This window comes from Brevibacterium sediminis (assembly GCF_013623905.1).
In the GTDB taxonomy this organism is placed as follows: domain Bacteria; phylum Actinomycetota; class Actinomycetes; order Actinomycetales; family Brevibacteriaceae; genus Brevibacterium; species Brevibacterium sediminis.
Genome location: NZ_JABKDD010000016.1, coordinates 1 through 15,332 on the forward strand (window position 1 = coordinate 1; position 15,332 = coordinate 15,332).

General features: G+C 65.2%; 14 protein-coding genes and 1 riboswitch. Of the genes, 6 read left to right on the forward strand and 8 right to left on the reverse strand.

Annotation, left to right across the window (positions count from 1 at the left end):
* Window positions 1-247: 247 nt before the first annotated feature.
* The 4 genes from ribH to ribD form a co-directional block, all read right to left on the reverse strand.
* Entirely contained in the window at window positions 248-718 is a 471-nt protein-coding gene (gene ribH / locus HK108_RS15790) for a 6,7-dimethyl-8-ribityllumazine synthase (protein ID WP_181272216.1), read from the reverse strand.
* Window positions 719-781: 63 nt separating this feature from the next.
* Window positions 782-2,167 (reverse strand): GTP cyclohydrolase II, encoded by a 1,386-nt coding sequence (ribA, locus tag HK108_RS15795; RefSeq protein WP_181272217.1) that lies wholly within the window; start codon window positions 2,165-2,167, stop codon window positions 782-784.
* On the reverse strand, window positions 2,160-2,876 hold the full coding sequence (locus tag HK108_RS15800; protein ID WP_139467897.1) for a riboflavin synthase: 717 nt from the start codon (window positions 2,874-2,876) through the stop codon (window positions 2,160-2,162). Before HK108_RS15800 ends, ribA begins: the two co-directional genes overlap by 8 nt.
* A gap of 53 nt (window positions 2,877-2,929) precedes the next feature.
* Window positions 2,930-4,024, reverse strand: a complete 1,095-nt coding sequence (gene ribD / locus HK108_RS15805; RefSeq protein WP_229664154.1) for a bifunctional diaminohydroxyphosphoribosylaminopyrimidine deaminase/5-amino-6-(5-phosphoribosylamino)uracil reductase RibD — start codon at window positions 4,022-4,024, stop codon at window positions 2,930-2,932.
* A 115-nt stretch (window positions 4,025-4,139) separates the two neighbouring features.
* Window positions 4,140-4,268: riboswitch (FMN riboswitch) on the reverse strand.
* A gap of 201 nt (window positions 4,269-4,469) precedes the next feature.
* Between ribD and HK108_RS15810 the strand changes: the two genes are divergently transcribed.
* The 3 genes from HK108_RS15810 (at window position 4,470) to HK108_RS15820 (ending at window position 7,223) form a co-directional block, all read left to right on the forward strand.
* Window positions 4,470-4,958: a MarR family winged helix-turn-helix transcriptional regulator gene (locus tag HK108_RS15810; RefSeq protein ID WP_139467898.1), complete on the forward strand. Its 489-nt coding sequence runs from the start codon at window positions 4,470-4,472 to the stop codon at window positions 4,956-4,958.
* A gap of 89 nt (window positions 4,959-5,047) precedes the next feature.
* Window positions 5,048-6,361 carry an MFS transporter gene (locus HK108_RS15815; protein ID WP_139467899.1) on the forward strand — a complete coding sequence of 438 codons (1,314 nt, stop codon included), beginning with the start codon at window positions 5,048-5,050 and terminating at the stop codon, window positions 6,359-6,361.
* A 295-nt stretch (window positions 6,362-6,656) separates the two neighbouring features.
* The gene (locus HK108_RS15820; protein ID WP_172171800.1) at window positions 6,657-7,223 is read left to right on the forward strand and encodes a DUF805 domain-containing protein; all 567 of its coding nucleotides are present in this window, start codon (window positions 6,657-6,659) and stop codon (window positions 7,221-7,223) included.
* Between the two features lie 194 nt (window positions 7,224-7,417).
* Here HK108_RS15820 and HK108_RS15825 read toward each other — a convergent pair whose 3' ends face one another.
* Window positions 7,418-8,497, reverse strand: a complete 1,080-nt coding sequence (locus HK108_RS15825) for a tellurite resistance/C4-dicarboxylate transporter family protein (RefSeq protein WP_139467901.1) — start codon at window positions 8,495-8,497, stop codon at window positions 7,418-7,420.
* 378 nt (window positions 8,498-8,875) lie between these two features.
* Here HK108_RS15825 and HK108_RS15830 point away from each other — a divergent pair, with 378 nt between their 5' ends.
* On the forward strand, window positions 8,876-9,733 hold the full coding sequence (locus HK108_RS15830) for an ATP-binding cassette domain-containing protein (protein WP_181272218.1): 858 nt from the start codon (window positions 8,876-8,878) through the stop codon (window positions 9,731-9,733).
* A gap of 40 nt (window positions 9,734-9,773) precedes the next feature.
* Entirely contained in the window at window positions 9,774-11,951 is a 2,178-nt protein-coding gene (locus HK108_RS15835) for a YhgE/Pip domain-containing protein (RefSeq protein ID WP_139467903.1), read from the forward strand.
* A gap of 339 nt (window positions 11,952-12,290) precedes the next feature.
* On the opposite strand, the gene HK108_RS15840 is transcribed toward HK108_RS15835, so the two are convergent.
* Together HK108_RS15840 and HK108_RS15845 are read right to left on the reverse strand one after the other, a co-directional pair.
* Entirely contained in the window at window positions 12,291-13,010 is a 720-nt protein-coding gene (locus tag HK108_RS15840) for an AAA family ATPase (protein WP_139467904.1), read from the reverse strand.
* A 63-nt stretch (window positions 13,011-13,073) separates the two neighbouring features.
* Complete coding sequence (locus tag HK108_RS15845; RefSeq protein WP_181272219.1) at window positions 13,074-13,673, reverse strand: LysE/ArgO family amino acid transporter; 600 nt, start codon at window positions 13,671-13,673, stop codon at window positions 13,074-13,076.
* Between the two features lie 70 nt (window positions 13,674-13,743).
* Here HK108_RS15845 and HK108_RS15850 point away from each other — a divergent pair, with 70 nt between their 5' ends.
* Window positions 13,744-14,643: an ArgP/LysG family DNA-binding transcriptional regulator gene (locus HK108_RS15850; protein WP_139467906.1), complete on the forward strand. Its 900-nt coding sequence runs from the start codon at window positions 13,744-13,746 to the stop codon at window positions 14,641-14,643.
* A gap of 37 nt (window positions 14,644-14,680) precedes the next feature.
* Here HK108_RS15850 and HK108_RS15855 read toward each other — a convergent pair whose 3' ends face one another.
* The gene (locus HK108_RS15855; RefSeq protein WP_139467907.1) at window positions 14,681-15,265 is read right to left on the reverse strand and encodes a TetR/AcrR family transcriptional regulator; all 585 of its coding nucleotides are present in this window, start codon (window positions 15,263-15,265) and stop codon (window positions 14,681-14,683) included.
* Window positions 15,266-15,332: the final 67 nt, after the last annotated feature.

A 15,332-nucleotide genomic window follows, 5' to 3' on the forward strand; every position in this document is an offset into this window, starting at 1 on the left:
TGGAAGGGCAGCCGTGGACGTCTGTAGTGCGTGGTCATGGGGGTGTTCCTTCGTTCAGTGGAAACACCCGGTCTGATAGTGCTGGTCAGACCGGGTGTTGCACTAGAACCTAGAAACCGCCACACCCAAATGGGCAATCTGCGCACACTTATCTTTTGGGGAAGCAGGTTCTGCTGTCCGATCGGTCTGAGGAAGCTGGGGTCGGCCGACCCGCTCGCCCGAGGAGGCCCCCGCCACTCAGCCCTGCTCAGATCTGAGGGTACGGCGCCAGGGCCTGAACGGTGACGAGAGCGGCGGTCATCGCCTCATGTCCCTTGTCCTCGACCGAGCCCTCGAGCCCGGCACGGTCGAGTCCCTGCTGTTCGGTGTCGCAGGTCAGGACGCCGAAGCCGACCGGCTTGCCGGAGTCGATGGCGACCCGGTTGAGGCCGTCGGTGGCGGCTTGGCAGACGTAGTCGAAGTGCGGGGTGCCGCCGCGGATGACGACTCCGAGAGCGACGACCGCGTCGAAGTGCGGTGCCAGGCGGGCCGCGGCGACGGGCAGTTCGAAGCTGCCGGGCACGCGGATGAGTGTGGCTTCGGCTCCGGCCTCGGCGGCGGCGCGCTGGGCCCCGTCGACGAGCCCGTCCATGATCTGGGTGTGCCAGGAGGCGGCGACGATGGCGACGCGCAGGTCAGCGGCGTCGACGGTGAGTTCTGGTGCTCCGGAATGAGCCATGATCGTGTCCTTTGTTCGAAGGCTAGGAAGAGCCTGGTTCGTGTCTCTGTGTGGGGCCGAGGTTCAGCTGGCGACGGCCCCGGCTGTGCCCGCGCTCGTACCGGATGTGCCCGTGACCTCCGGCAGCGAGAGCACATGGTGCATGCGTTCGCGCTTCGTGGCCAGGTAGTGCGTGTTCTCCGGCCGCGCCGCGACCTCGAGCGGAACCACAGCTTCGACCGTGATGCCCAGCTCTTCGAGAGCCGAGGTCTTCGCCGGGTTGTTCGTGAGCAGGCGGATGCGAGTCAACCCGAGCGAGCGCAGGATCGTCGCCGCGGCACGGTAGTCGCGGGCGTCGTCGGTGAACCCGAGGTCCCGGTTCGCATCCACGGTGTCCCGCCCCTGATCCTGCAGGGCGTACGCGCGCAGCTTGTTGCTCAGCCCGATTCCGCGACCCTCGTGCCCGGTCAGGTAGAGCACCGCCCCGCCGTGTTCGGCGATGAGGCCGAGCGCCAGGTCGAGCTGCTCACCGCAGTCACACCGGTGCGAACCGAAGACGTCCCCGGTCAGGCACTCCGAATGCAGCCGCACGAGAGGTGCCGGACCCGCTGAGTCGGAATCCGGGGACCCCGCAAACACGCCGAGGTGGTCATGCCCGTTGATCGTGAACGCGCGGGCCCGCAGGCTGCCGTGCTCCGACGGCAGAGCCACCTCCGCGGTCGCCTCAACCGATTCGTCCCCACCAGGGGCACCGGCGATGTTCACCGAGGCGGCCGCCTCAGTGCGGGAATCGTCCGAAGGCGAAGACACGGACGCCGCGGAGTCGTTGGACTCATCCGCGTCACGCAGCTCGAGGTAGGCGATGAGCTGTTCGATCGAGACCATGACGAGGTCGTGGGCGTCGGCGAAGTCGCGCACCGCGTCGAAGCGCATCATCGAACCGTCGTCGTGGACCACCTCGGCGATCATCGCCACCGGCTGAGCACCGGCCAGGCGCGCGAACTCGACTCCGGCCTCGGTGTGACCTGGACGTTCGCGGACCCCGCCGTCCTTGGCGATGAGCGGGAAGATGTGGCCGGGCCGCGAGATCGCAGTCGGATCCGGACCGGCGGCGGCGAGGACTCGACCGGTCTCGGCGCGTTCGGCGGCGCTGATGCCCGTGGTCACCCCGACCGCGTCGCAGCTGACCGTGTAGGCGGTGCCCTTCGGATCCTCGTTGTCGGTGACCATCGGCGGCAGACGCAAGGACGCGGCTCGGTCGGCGGTCATCGGTGCGCAGATGACGCCCGAGGTGTGCCGGACGAAGAAGCCCATCGTCGTGGGGTCGGCGAACTCGGCGGCCATGATGAGGTCGCCCTCGTTCTCCCGGTCCTCATCATCGACGACGAGGATGGGTCGGCCGGCGGCGACGGCTGCGATGGCCGCGTCTATGGGATCGAGGCGGCTGGCGTGGGCGATGGGATCAGTCATGATCGACTCCTTGCTGGGTGCTGTTCGAAGGTGATGAGCCCGCCGAGGCGGGGCTCGAGTGAGTGGGGACCGCGTCGGCGGCGCCGCCATCGGTGCGGAAGGACAGGAGGCGTGCGGTGTACTTCGCGAGCACGTCGACCTCGACGTTCACGGCCGCGCCTACCGGCAGCTCGCCGAACGTCGTGTGTGCCAGGGTGGCTGGAATGAGGCCGACCTCCACCCACGCCGAGGGTGCGCTCGGTTCGGACACGGCCGTCAGCGTCAGCGACACACCATTGAGCGCGATCGACCCCTTGATCGCGGTCAGCGGTGCGAGGTCGTTCGGGATCCCGATGCGCAGGGTCGACCAGTCGGGTCGGTCGATGCGGTTGAGGAGTTCGCCGCGTCCGTCGACGTGTCCTTGGACGACATGCCCGTCGAAGCGCCCCGAGGCGGGCGTGCAGCGTTCCAGGTTGACGCGGTCGCCCGTGACCAAGGAGCCGAGCCCGGTCAGGCGCAGGGTCTCGCCCATGACCTCGGCGGTGAATAGGCCGGGACGCTGCTCGGTGGGCTGCCTCGTCGAAGTCAGGCAGACTCCGTTGACGGACAGCGAGCCGCCGAGGTCGAGGTCGGCGACGAGGGGGCCGGCGTCGATGGTGATCGCTGCCGAATCGTTCGTGTGCTCGATGGACTCGACGGTGCCGAGTTCTTCGATGATTCCGGTGAACATGTGACTCCAGATTCTTCAGGCGGTGGTCGGTGGTGGTTGGGGGAGTGCGGCGGCTACGTACCTGGTTCGGGGGAGCCGGTTTCGGTAGGTTCCGGATCCGCAGTTGTGAAGTGCAGCAGGAAGTCCGGGCCGAGCCGTGACACCGCCTGTGTCTCCGTGTCGTCGGGGATCAGCTGCAGCGCCTCGGACAGGGTGCCGATGTCCAAGCCGTCGACGCTGCTGCGGCCGGGGCCGATGAGCAGCGGAGCCTGATAGCAGAAGACCTCGTCGACGACACCCGCGGAGAAGAACGCGCCGAGCACCGTCGGCCCGCCTTCGACGAGGAGGTGGCGCACTCCGGCGGCGTACAGTTCGTCCAAGGCCGCACGGACATCGTGGGTGCGCAGCTGCAGAGTGTTCGGATTGAGGGCGAGAAACGATGTGACCGGCAGTTCCGAGGTGCCGAGCACGACGGGCCGCGGCTGGTCGTCGAGTGAGATTCCGTCCGGGCCGCGGGCATTGAGACGCGGATCGTCGGCCACGGCGGTGCCGGTGCCGACGAGGATGGCGTCGACTCGGGCCCGGACCTCGTGAGCGTGTGCGCGAGACTCCGCGGAGGTGATCCACTGACTGGTTCCATCGGCGGCGGCGACGGCCCCGTCGAGGCTCTGTGCGATCTTCGCCGAGACGAACGGGCGGGCCTCGGCCGTCGACCGGACCCAGCGGGCATTGAGTGCGCGGGAGTCCTCTTCGTGCAGTCCCGAACGGACCGTCAACCCCGCCTCGGCGAGGGTCTTTCCGCCGCCCGCGGCCAGGGGATTCGAGTCGGGGGAGGCGAAGACGACGGAGGGGATCGCAGCGTTGATGATCGCCTCGGTGCAGGGGCCGGTCCGGCCGTGATGGGCGCAGGGCTCGAGCGTGACGAACAGTGTCGAGGTGGTCAGATCGATGTCGAGGTCGTGGGCGGTGGTGATCGCGTCCACCTCGGCGTGGGGAGTGCCCGCACCTCCGTGGTGACCGGTGACGATCTGGCCGTCGGCTGTCAGGATTGCCGCGCCCACCAGCGGATTCGCTCCGCGAACACCTTCGCGGGCCGCACCCAGGGCAGCGGTCATCGCCGCGGATTCGAGGTCCGTGAATTCCGCTGCGTCGCCTGGCTGCGCGCCCATGAAAAAAACCTCCCGAGCCTTCGCCGGGAGGGAGGATATTGCGGGTGCAACCATCAGGGCGTCTCAGTCGCGTGCGACGGTGCGGTCGATTGCACCAGACACAGCGGCCGAGGCCACCATGCTCCTCCCATCCAGACTCTGACTGTCGGTTTCGGAATTTCACCGAATCAACCGCCTGCACGAATGCGAGCGGCTCGCGGACTATGACCGCCGGTACGGAATTTCACCGTCCCCGGAACATGTGAGGCCAGAGTAGCATGACCATCACCGAGGCGGCCGCGAGGTCCGTCACATGGTGACATCTGGGCGGGGTGGGAGCGGTTTTGCGTGCGGATGGGGTGGAGTGTCTCCGTGGTCCGGGCGGGCCGGCGTTCGCGAGCGACGCGAAGGCGCTCGCGGTGACCATGATTTGCCGAAATGCATAACCTGGGTATATAAATAAGTTATGGATGATGTGGATTCGGCTGAACTCGTGTCGCGGCTCGTTGTCGTCTCGTCGCGCCTGACCAGAGCGTTTCGACGAGTGATCGGCAATGAGAACTCGCTGGCGGCGCTGCGTGCGCTCGCAGTCGTCGAGCAGTATCAGCCCGTACGGGTGGGCCATTTCGCGCAAGGATATCTGAGCTCTCAGCCCGCGGCGACGAAACTCCTCGCCAAACTCGAAGAAGCCGGACTCGTCGTGCGCGAACCCAGTCCCACGGACGGCCGGGCGTCGCAGTTCTCTCTCACCGAAGCCGGACGGGCGAGGCTGGCGGAGAACCGGTCGATCATGATCGAGCAGATGCAGCCCTACTTCGAGTCGCTGAGCGTCGAGGAGAGGCAGAGCGTCGATCGTGCGCTCGGACTGGTCTCGGACTTCCTCAAGGACCGCCACCCGGTCGACGGCGTCGACGAACCCGCCGACGAATCGGACTCCGACTCGGCCGCGGGCTAGCCGCAGCACACACCTCAGTTTTTCAACCACGCTTCCGAATCGGACTTCGCAAGCGGAACGCACCATAGGAAAGGAGACGCGACCAGCAGATGAGAGCGTCAGCAGACAACGAAACAACAGGGGACGAAACACCCGGCGATTCCGGGGCGGGAGCGTCGATCCTTCGCCAGCCGCGTGCCGTCTGGGCGGTCGCGTTCGCCGCGGTCATCGCCTTCATGGGCATCGGCCTGGTCGATCCGATCCTGCCGGCCATCTCGGCCGAGCTCGACGCCACCCCCGCCCAATCGATGCTGCTGTTCACCAGCTACCTGTTCATCACCGGCGGAATGATGTTCTTCACGAGCTTCCTGTCTTCGCGCATCGGTGCGAAGACCACGCTGCTCATCGGTCTCGTGCTCATCGTCGCGTTCGCGGCTCTGGCTGGATTCTCCGGTTCCGTCGACCAGATCATCGGTTTCCGTGCCGGTTGGGGGCTGGGCAACGCGCTGTTCATCTCCACCGCTCTGTCGACGATCGTCGGTGCCGCGTCCGGTGGTGCTGAGAAGGCTATCATCCTCTACGAGGCGGCTCTCGGCGTCGGCATCGCCACCGGCCCGCTGCTCGGCGGACTGCTCGGCGGCATCTCCTGGCGCGGACCGTTCTTCGGCACCGCAGTCCTCATGGCCATCGGCTTCATCGCCATCGTTGTGCTGCTGCCGGGAGGAACGAGCTCGAATGGGGCCTCGGCGGAGCCGATCAAGCTCAGCGCTACGTTCCGTGCGCTCGCCCGTCCGGGTGTCGCCATCCTCGGCGTCTCCGCTCTGCTCTACAACTTCGGCTTCTTCATCCTGCTGGCCTACAGCCCGTTCCCTGTCGAGGCTGCCGCCGCGAAGCTGGGCATGGAGGACTTCGGCGCCATGGGCCTCGGCTACGTCTTCTTCGGTTGGGGCATCTGCGTGGCGATCACCTCGGTGTTCGGTGCTCCCGTGCTGACCAAGCGGATCGGACGTCGTCGCAGCCTCATCGTCACCCTGGTCGCACTGGCCGTGCTACTGGGCGTGATGTCCTTTCTCGTCGAATCGCTGGCCGGGATCATCGTCTGCATCATCGTGGCGGGCATGCTTCTGGGCGTGCTCAACACGGTGTTCACGGAATCGGCGATGGAGGTCAGCGACCTGCCTCGTCCGGTCGCCTCGGGGACCTATTCGGGTGTGCGTTTCATCGGCGGTGCCGTTGCGCCGATCGTCGCCGGTGCGGTGTCGGAATCGATCAGTGCGGGTTCTCCGTACCTCTTCGGTGCGGGGGCCGTGCTGCTGTCGGTCGTCGTCATCTCGCTCGGCTGGAAGAAGCTGCGTCGCGTCGACGGGCATATCGATGAGTCGTCGGTCGACGAGGCTTATGCCCTCACCGGAGGCGACGCCTGAGGCGAACTCGCCTGCAGGCAGTGCTGATCGTCGACGAGGTCGAGCCTTTTCGAAGCGGCAGCGGCTCGCGGATCACGGCGTCCGAGGAATCATTCCTCGGGCGCCGTTTCCGTGTCCGGACCATGACAAATGAGTGAATCATGCGCTGTGTTGCAGATCTGAAACCGGTTCGACACATGATCGATGGAATGCCTGGTGCAGAATAGAGTGCGCGCTTCCTGAAGATCGGCTGAGCATTTTCGGCCCATCGACGTCGGAGCGCGATCGGAAACGTCACCTACAAATGAAGGTCATCATGTCCTACGACGCGAATGCAGCATACAACTCCGGCGCACCCGGTCAAGGAGCTCCCGGTGCCGCCGGCCAGGGCTATGGAGGGCAGGGCTTCGGTGGAGCGCCACGCGGTGCCGCCAGCCCCGATGACCTCTCACTGCCGCTCTACGGCGCTTCCTTCGGCCAGGCCGTCAAGCGCTTCTTCAAGAACTACGCGAAGTTCAGCGGGCGGGCCTCGCGCAGCGAGTTCTGGTGGGCGACGCTGTTCTGCGTTCTCGTTGCGCTGGTGCCCTACATTCTTGTCATCATCGGAGCGGTGATGATGGCGGCGTCTGCTTCTGCCGATCCCTACGGGGGCGGGGCGCCCTCGGGCGGTGGCATTGCACTGATGGGCATCGGAGGGGTCCTTCTCGGCGTGTTTGTCCTGGCCACGATCGTGCCGTCGATCGCTGTCTCCTGGCGCCGCCTCCACGATGCAGGCTTCTCCGGCCTCTTCTACCTGCTTACCCTGACCTCTATCGGCGGAATCGTTGTGCTCGTTATGGAGATCATGCCGCCCAAGCCCGAGGGTCAGCGCTTCGACGTCTGATTTCGAGGTCTGACTGCGGCGCCTGTGCTCGGGCGGAGCATCACGTCTAGTTGCTGACACGTAACACAGCTGCGCAACCATAACGCCCCGTCAGTGTCATCTCGCACCATTGCAATGGTGCGAGAAGCCACTGGCGGGGCGTTGTGCTGTTGGGAGGGCGCATTGCGAAGACCCCGCCGAGGAGGTCCGAGCGGTCAGCGACTGCGGAGGGTTCTGACGAATGACGTGACCATGGTGACGAAGACGATCGCCCAGACGGTCAGTGCGATCCAGTACCAGTGGAGCCCGATCCATTCGATCGCCGGCACATGATCCGACCGGCCCAGGTAGATGCTCGCCACGGCGTACATGCCGACTGGGAACACCATGCTCCACAGCCCGGCCGAATAGGTCATCGGCACCCGGTGGACGGCATGCCTCCAGGCTCCTGCGGCGACGAGCGCCGGGACGAGCCACGTGGCGATCGCCCACAGCAGCGCCGAGGAGGCGCCGACCAGTACACGTGTCGCTTCGAGCAGGGGAGCGTCGCCGAGATCGAGAATCCGGGAACCCGCAACGATCGTGATTGCCAGTGCCCCCATCGTCACCCAATACGGAGCATCGAGGTCCTTGGGCCCGAACCGATGCCGAAGCACGCGCACGCCGATCGCAATCACGCAGACGACGTAGAGCGCCAGTCCAACCGCCCACATGACCACCGCCGCGAGCGCGAGGAATGCGACCAGACCGGGCTCGAGATATGCGGTGTTCGGAAGCTCGATCCCCAGGCTCGCGGCGACCACCGCCACTGACTGAGCGGCCACCGCCCACACAAGCCACGTGCCGTTCACCCCTGCAGATACCGGCCGTGTGCTCGACCCGAGGATCGCGGTGAAGGGAATCCCGTACCCGAGCACCAGCCAGAGCAGACCGCCGAGAGCGAAGAAGGCGAGGGCCAGCGGGATCAAGCCGAAACCGACGAGCCCCGTCGCCAGGACATTCGTGCCTGCCACAGCGGTGAAGAACCCGAACGCCCGGGAGGGATCATGCAGGTCGGCGCGAACAGCTTCTGGATATCGGAGGATCCGCACCACGGTGAGTACGGTGAAGAACACATACAGAGCGACGGCGATCCAGAACAGACCCACTGACAGCGAGTGCAGCTCTTTGAGCTCGGCACCGATCGACACGATGCCGGTCGCCATCACCGAGGCGAAACATCCGGGAGCCAGCGTCGAAGGGCTCAGCCCCCACCGTCTGTGCAGTCCGGTGAGGTTGCGATCGGCCGTGCTCATCCGCTCCTCATTCTCGTCGTCGTGTGTCGAGGGACATCGACGTCTTCGATAGTACGACCCCACCCCTGAAACCGCGTTGCAGTCCCGCCCTCCTGAACCGTTCCGCGGTCCCCACCGAGAGGCCACCCGAGAGTCCGCCCGATGGCCTCTGTCCAGCGAATCGATGTGCAATTCGTGACATCTGGGTCTTCTCGAGTCACTCTCGCGTCATTTTCATGAGAGAATTCACTGGTGTTACCAATGGGTAACTTCGCGTGGAATCGCCCGCTCCACAACCTCACGTGCCGGTGGTGGCGTAGTCTGCAGTCACCTGCGCGCAGCAGAATTATCCGGCACTGACCGGATCGACGAGGGCACAGACGATTGGGAGCGATGGCTATGGAGAGCACAACGGACACTCTCGCCGAGGACACCGACATCGACGCGCCAGCGGTCGCGCTGCACGGTTGGTCGCTGTCCGGCAAACAGGGCGATGTGTTCACCGATATCGACCTCGAGGTGCCGACCGGTGCCATCGCTGTCGTCCGTGGTCCCGCCGGCAGCGGGAAGACCTCTCTCCTCCTGTCCTTGGCTGGAAGGATGCGGGTCTCCGCGGGGGAGGGCCGCCTCGGCGATACCGATATCCGCAAGCAGGCCCGCAACGTGCGCGGGCAGGTTGCGGTCGGACATATCGGCGGGCTGACGGACCTTGAGGACGATTTCACGGTTGCGCAGCACGTCGCCGAACGACAGATCATGCTCCAGCCCTGGTACAAGCCGTGGGCGTCGAAATCGACCCTGCGTGAGGTCATCGGTCTCATCCGGGACACCTTCACCACGGCTACGGAGATCATTGACGAACTCCCGCCGGGGACGTTCTCGAAGCAGGACGCCCAGCGCGCGGACTTCCTCATCGACGATGACGGAGAGGTATTCGTCTCCGAGCTGAGTGAGCTGCAGAAATTCTTCCTCGAATTCGGGCTGGCGAGCCTCAGCCGCCCACCCGTCGTCGTCATCGACAACATCGACTACCTGCGCGAATCCGCCGACCGAGCCCGTGCTTGGGCCGGGATCCTCATCTACCAGCAGCTGCGCAGATCACGGGATCCCGAGAACCCGCTCACGGTCATCGTCTCCTGCGAGGACTCGAGCGAACTCGACATCGCCACCAGATCGCTCGGCTTCCGCGCGGAGCCGTCGCTGGTCGAACTCGAACTGCCGCCCCACCCTCCCGCTCATCGCGGGTCCAAACACTGAACTGCCTGCCCCACGTATACGAATCCGAGGAGATTCCCGAATGTTCTCCCTGCCCTGGTTAGAACTCTCACGATTCAAACGCCACACGATCACGCGCTTGGCGATGATCGTCATCATCGTCATCCCGTCGATCTACGGCGGGCTGTACCTGGCCTCGAACTGGAACCCGACCGAGCACCTCGACAAGCTGCAGGCGGCAATCGTCAACGAGGATACCGGCGCGGAGAAGCCCGACTCGGACGGAGAGAAGCTCAACGCCGGTCAGGAGCTCGTCGACGAGATCACGCCGAAGGGCGAAGGCGGATTCGACTGGCAGGAGACCAGCCAAGAGGAAGCCGACGAGGGACTGGCCGAAGGGAAATACTTCGCGGTCCTCGAGATCCCCTCGGACTTCTCCGAGATGCTCGTGTCGACCGGAGGTGACGATCCGCAGCAGGCAGGGCTGCGGCTGCGCACCGACGACGCCCACAACTTCATCGTCGGACAGGTGGCCGGGACCATCCTCTCCGAGATCAAGGGCGGACTGAGCAAGACGACGACCGCCGAGTACGTCAACCAGGTCTATCTCGGATTCAACGACATCCATTCGGAGACGGAGAAAGCTGCAAACGGTGCGTCCGACCTGCACGACGGAGCAGGCCAACTCCACGACGGCACCGGAGAGCTCGTGGACGGGACGACGAAGCTCGACAAAGGAATCGGAACGCTGCAGACCGGGCTCATCGACCTCGATAAGGGTGCGGGCGAGCTGAAGAAGGGCAGCGGCGACCTCGCCGACGGGGCCGATACCCTGGCGAAATCCACCACCGAAGCGAAGAACGGCTCGAAGAAACTCGCCGACGGTGCCGGGCAGGTCGCCGACGGCACCTCAGAGCTGCGAGATACCGCCGATGAGGCGACGAAGAAAGCCGAGGACGTCAAACGCAAGGCCGATGACGTCGTCGACGGAGCGCGACCGAAGCTCGAGCGCGCCGAAGGGGACTTCGACGACGCCCGCACCACCGTGCGCGGGGACATGGACGACCGGATCAAGCAGCTGCAGGAGGACTATCCGGACGACCCGAACGTCAAGAAACTCGCCGAGGATGCCAACGGCCTCGGCGAGGACCTCGATTCCGCACACCAGCGCGCCTCCGATGCCAAAGATGAAGCCAAGAGCCTCGAGGACAAGCTGACCGACGCGGTCGACGGCGTGATGGACAAGATCCGCACGGCCGATAAGAAGATCGGTCAGCTCGACGACGGAGCGCAGAAGGTCGCGACCGGTGCCGATGACCTCCACTCCGGACTGATCAAGCTCGACGCCGGAGCGGGCAAGCTCGCCAAGGGTGCCGGTGACCTGCATGACGGGGCCGTCCAGCTCAAGGACGGCACGGCGAAGGCCAAGGACGGAGCCGGTGATCTCAAGGACGGATCGGAGCAGCTCGTCGACGGGTCAACCGAACTCGATAAGGGTGCGGGCAAGCTTGATGACGGCTCCGGAGAACTCGCCGACGGGTTGGAGAAAGGACTCGAACAGATCCCGACCTACGACAAGAAGGACCGGGAGAACCGTTCGGATGTCGTGGCGGTTCCCGTCGATGCAGACAAGGTCAAGGACAACGCCGTCGATGCCTATGGCGAAGGACTGTCTGCGTTCTTCGTCTCCCTGGCTCTGTGGATCGGCGGAATGATCACCTACATGGTGCTCAACGCCATCCCATACCGAGCACTGTTCTCATCGGCCACCTCGTCGCGCATCGCATGGGCCGGCTACGTTCCCGGGCTGCTGTTCGGCATCGCCCAAGTCGCGGTCCTCTATGCGATCCTCGCCTTCACCTTGGACTTCTCGGCCGGTTCGTGGTTGTGGACGCTGCTGTTCTCGATGCTCGTGGCGGCCTGTTTCCACTCCGTGCACCAATTGTGTGTCGCGGCCTTGGGTGGTGTCGGCAGGCTGATTGCCCTGGTTCTGCTGATGCTGCAGATCGCATCGGCAGGCGGAACCTATCCGGTGGAGACGGCGCCGAAGATCTTCCAGATCATCTCGCCGTTCCTGCCGATGACGCACGCGGTCAGCGGTCTGCGCACACTGGTTGCCGGTGGTGACATGTTCATCGCCGCGCAGGCGGCAGTGGTGCTGCTGCTGATGACTGCAATCTGTCTGGTCGCCACAACCGTGGTCTGCAGCCGCAAGCGTATGGTCACGCTCACTCAGCTCCACCCGAGTCTGCAGCTGTAGGCCGGGCCGGTTGCAGGGTCGTGCCTTGGGGTGCGGGCTGCAGAGTTGTTGCGGGACACGGGGCTGCTGCGGACTTACAGGCCTGATCGCAGCGCGGGCGTCGCAGCGCGGGCGTGGCCCGTTGCGGATGCCAGACGCTGTCGGCGCATTTGTTTGGTCGATCCACGGTGTTTTCGCTGGGCGAAACGCCGTGGATCGACCAAACAATCCAGCGAAATCCAGTCGGGAGGTGATCAAGCAACCATCGCCGAGGTGTTTGGGGGTCTCCAGGGTGCAAACGGCGCGTGTCAGCAGAGTAAGGAGTGGGTCGCCTCTGGCGTTGCGGGCGTAGGCGGCGCCTCAGTCTTCGAGGTAGCGCAGGTATCGCTGCGGGTCGTGGAGGAAACGGCGCCAGTGATCGACCATGTCGAGGTCCTCCCACGCGGATTCGCGCAGTCCCCAGTCGCCGACCTCGACGATCTTCGCGTTGTCGGCCCGGGCGAGGACGGGGGAGTGGGTGGCCATGACGGTCTGCAGGCCCTTCCGCTGGCGTTCGCGGATGAGCTGCAGAAGAGTCAGCGAGGCCGTGAACGACAGCGCGCTCTCCGGCTCGTCAAGGATCCACAGTCCTAGCTCCATGAAACGGCTTGTGAGCATGTCGACGAACATCTCGCCGTGCGATCGCCGGGCATAATGATGGCCGCGCATCGAGCCGACGCCCATGAGATAGGCCATGTTCTCGTGCATCGTTTCGGCGCGAAGGAAGAATCCGCTGCGATTCGTTGTCGCTCCGCGCACGATCTGCAGGTGTCCACTCAGCTCGGGAGGCGCCTCCACGTGATCGCGCACCTCCCAATCTGAGCCGCCGCCGTGCGGGAGGTCAAGAGCCGTGGCGATGGCCTCGATGATGGTCGACTTGCCCGAGCCGTTCTCGCCGACGAAGACGGTCGTCCGATCGAATTCGAAGCCGGACAGAACGTCGCGAACGGCCGGTAGATCACGCAGCCAGGGACTCAGCTTCGGAGGAGACAGGGCATGCTCGGCCACAGAACGCAGTGGCAGGTCGATGCGGGGATCCATGTCTGCGACGGTACCGATGGGCACTGACATCGGCGACGACGTCGGTCGCCTCGGCGCAACGTCCTATCCCAGCGCCAGCCGCGCGGCCAGCAGCACGAGCACGACGGCGATGATGACATCGAGGACCTGCCAGACTCGCGGCCGCCCCAAGTAACGGGAGAGCCCACGGGCGCCGTAGCCGATGACGAGGAACCAGCTGATCGAGCCGAGCATTGCCCCGAATGTGAACGGCCACACCCCGTCCGAACCCTGCTGATTCGCGAGATTGCCGAGCATGACGACGGTGTCGATGTAGACGCCGGGGTTGAGGAACGTCAGCGCCAGAGTGGTGACGATGATGGACTTGAGAGACCGTTGATGAGTGTCCGCCTTCAGCCCGGTGGCTTCTCGCGCCGATTTCAGGCTCGTCCACGCGAACCACAGCAGGTAGGCCACGCCCAGCCAGCGCAGGACTTCGAGCGCCCACGGCGCGAGCAGAACGATCGCCCCGATCCCCACCGTGCCCGCTGCGATGAGCAGCACGTCGGCGACGATGCAGATGGTGACGACGACGCCGAGGTGCTCGCGCCGGATCCCCTGCCGCAGCAGGAGTGCGTTCTGCGGGCCGACGGCGATGATGAGGGACCAGCCGGTGAGGAGTCCGGTGACGAGATGAGTGAACACGGACTCAACAGTAGAGACCGATAGTTCAGAAGAAAAACAACAGAATATGGATCTGATGCACAATTACTTCATGAACATCGATCACGTCAAGGCGCTCGCCGCCGCTGTCGACGAAGGCACCGTCGAAGGGGCGGCCTTCGTTCTCGGCATCACCGCCTCGGCGGCGAGCCAGCGCATCCGCACACTCGAGTCCCGCCTCGGGCAGGTGCTCATCCGACGAACGAACCCGATCACCGTCACCGAGGCGGGGCAGGCGATCCTCCGTTATGCTCGGCAGGTTGAGCTGCTCGAGTCCGAGGCGCTCGACCGGCTGCACGGCATCGATGCCGACTCCCTCGGGCTGGGCGGATCCGGTGACCGGGGTCGTGAGCCCACGGTGCTTCGGGTGGGGGTGAACGCCGATTCGATGGCGACATGGTTTCGCCCGATCTTCGCCGAGGCGGCCGGCTGGGACGATGCCGTCGTCCGCATCGAGATGGTCGATCAGGACAAGGCGCTGCCGCTCTTGGCCTCGGGAGAAGTGCTCGGCACGATCACCTCGACCGCGACCGGCGGGTACGGGACGTCGGTCGCCGAGCTCGGGACGATGCGCTACACCGCCGTGGCCGAACGCTTCCTGTTCGATCGGCATTCCACCGGCACCGAGGCGGATCTGACCAGACTGCCGATGGTGAATTTCGGACAGGACGACGATCTGCAGTTCGAGTTCCTCAGGCGCTGCGGAGTCGAGGGCCGGCCCCCGATGTCGGTCGTGCCGGGCTCAGCGGAGTTCGCGGCCGCCGTGGAGGCAGGCCTCGGGTGGGGGATGGTGCCGGTTATGCAGCTCGACGGTCTCGAAGCCGACCTCGTCGAGATCGGCGCGGAGCCGCATATCGACGTGCCGCTGTACTGGCACCACTGGACTCTGGCCTCGGACAAGCTCTCCCGACTGACCGACGCACTGCGTCGCGCGGCCGCCGTCATGCGGTGATTCGGGGGCGGAGCTGAACTGCCCTCTGTTGATCCGCTCAGGAGCTGAGGAGCTTGCTGATCGTCCACTTGACCTGCTCATGTGCGGCGTCGACGGTCATGGTCTCGGGAGAGATGATCGAGTGCAGGGCGATGCCGTCGACGGTGGTGAAGAGTGCTGTGGCGGTCGGCGCCACCTCAGTCGGGTCGAGATGCCCCTCCTCGGCGAGCAGATTCAGCCAGCGATGCAGGCTGTCATAGGTGACACGGTGACCGTGTTCGAGGAGGCGCCGGGACACTGCCCGCTTCTCCGCTCCAAGGGCATGCAAGTGCATGGAGAACCAGGTTTCGAGCTGCACATCTCGATGCTCATGAGTCGGCAGGAACTGGGCGCAGCACTCATAGAGCCGGTTGGCCGGGTCGCGGTTCGCATCAGCGATGGAGAAGTCCTTGACGACGGTGTCGATGGAGCGCCGAGCGACTGCTTCGTGGAGGTCTGCCTGGGTGGGGAAGTAGTGGCGCAGAGTCGATGGTCCGACCCCTGCTTCCTTGGCCACGGCGCGCACACTGAGGTTCGCATGCCCAGGCTGCGACCCCTCAGCCAGGCGAATGGCTGCGGCGACGATTTCATCTCGCTTCGACAACCGTGACTCCTCGCTTCATTGACAACGATGCTTTAACTCAGTGTATAGTACGTTGTACTAGTACGGT

Bases quoted from the DNA above. Each gene is read 5' to 3' on its own strand.
- ribH (WP_181272216.1), bottom strand. From the start codon at position 718: ATGGCTCATTCCGGAGCACCAGAACTCACCGTCGACGCCGCTGACCTG.
- ribA (WP_181272217.1), bottom strand. From the start codon at position 2,167: ATGACTGATCCCATCGCCCACGCCAGCCGCCTCGATCCCATAGACGCG.
- HK108_RS15800 (WP_139467897.1), bottom strand. From the start codon at position 2,876: ATGTTCACCGGAATCATCGAAGAACTCGGCACCGTCGAGTCCATCGAG.
- ribD (WP_229664154.1), bottom strand. From the start codon at position 4,024: ATGGGCGCGCAGCCAGGCGACGCAGCGGAATTCACGGACCTCGAATCC.
- HK108_RS15810 (WP_139467898.1), top strand. From the start codon at position 4,470: ATGGATGATGTGGATTCGGCTGAACTCGTGTCGCGGCTCGTTGTCGTC.
- HK108_RS15815 (WP_139467899.1), top strand. From the start codon at position 5,048: ATGAGAGCGTCAGCAGACAACGAAACAACAGGGGACGAAACACCCGGC.
- HK108_RS15820 (WP_172171800.1), top strand. From the start codon at position 6,657: ATGTCCTACGACGCGAATGCAGCATACAACTCCGGCGCACCCGGTCAA.
- HK108_RS15825 (WP_139467901.1), bottom strand. From the start codon at position 8,497: ATGAGCACGGCCGATCGCAACCTCACCGGACTGCACAGACGGTGGGGG.
- HK108_RS15830 (WP_181272218.1), top strand. From the start codon at position 8,876: ATGGAGAGCACAACGGACACTCTCGCCGAGGACACCGACATCGACGCG.
- HK108_RS15835 (WP_139467903.1), top strand. From the start codon at position 9,774: ATGTTCTCCCTGCCCTGGTTAGAACTCTCACGATTCAAACGCCACACG.
- HK108_RS15840 (WP_139467904.1), bottom strand. From the start codon at position 13,010: ATGGATCCCCGCATCGACCTGCCACTGCGTTCTGTGGCCGAGCATGCC.
- HK108_RS15850 (WP_139467906.1), top strand. From the start codon at position 13,744: ATGAACATCGATCACGTCAAGGCGCTCGCCGCCGCTGTCGACGAAGGC.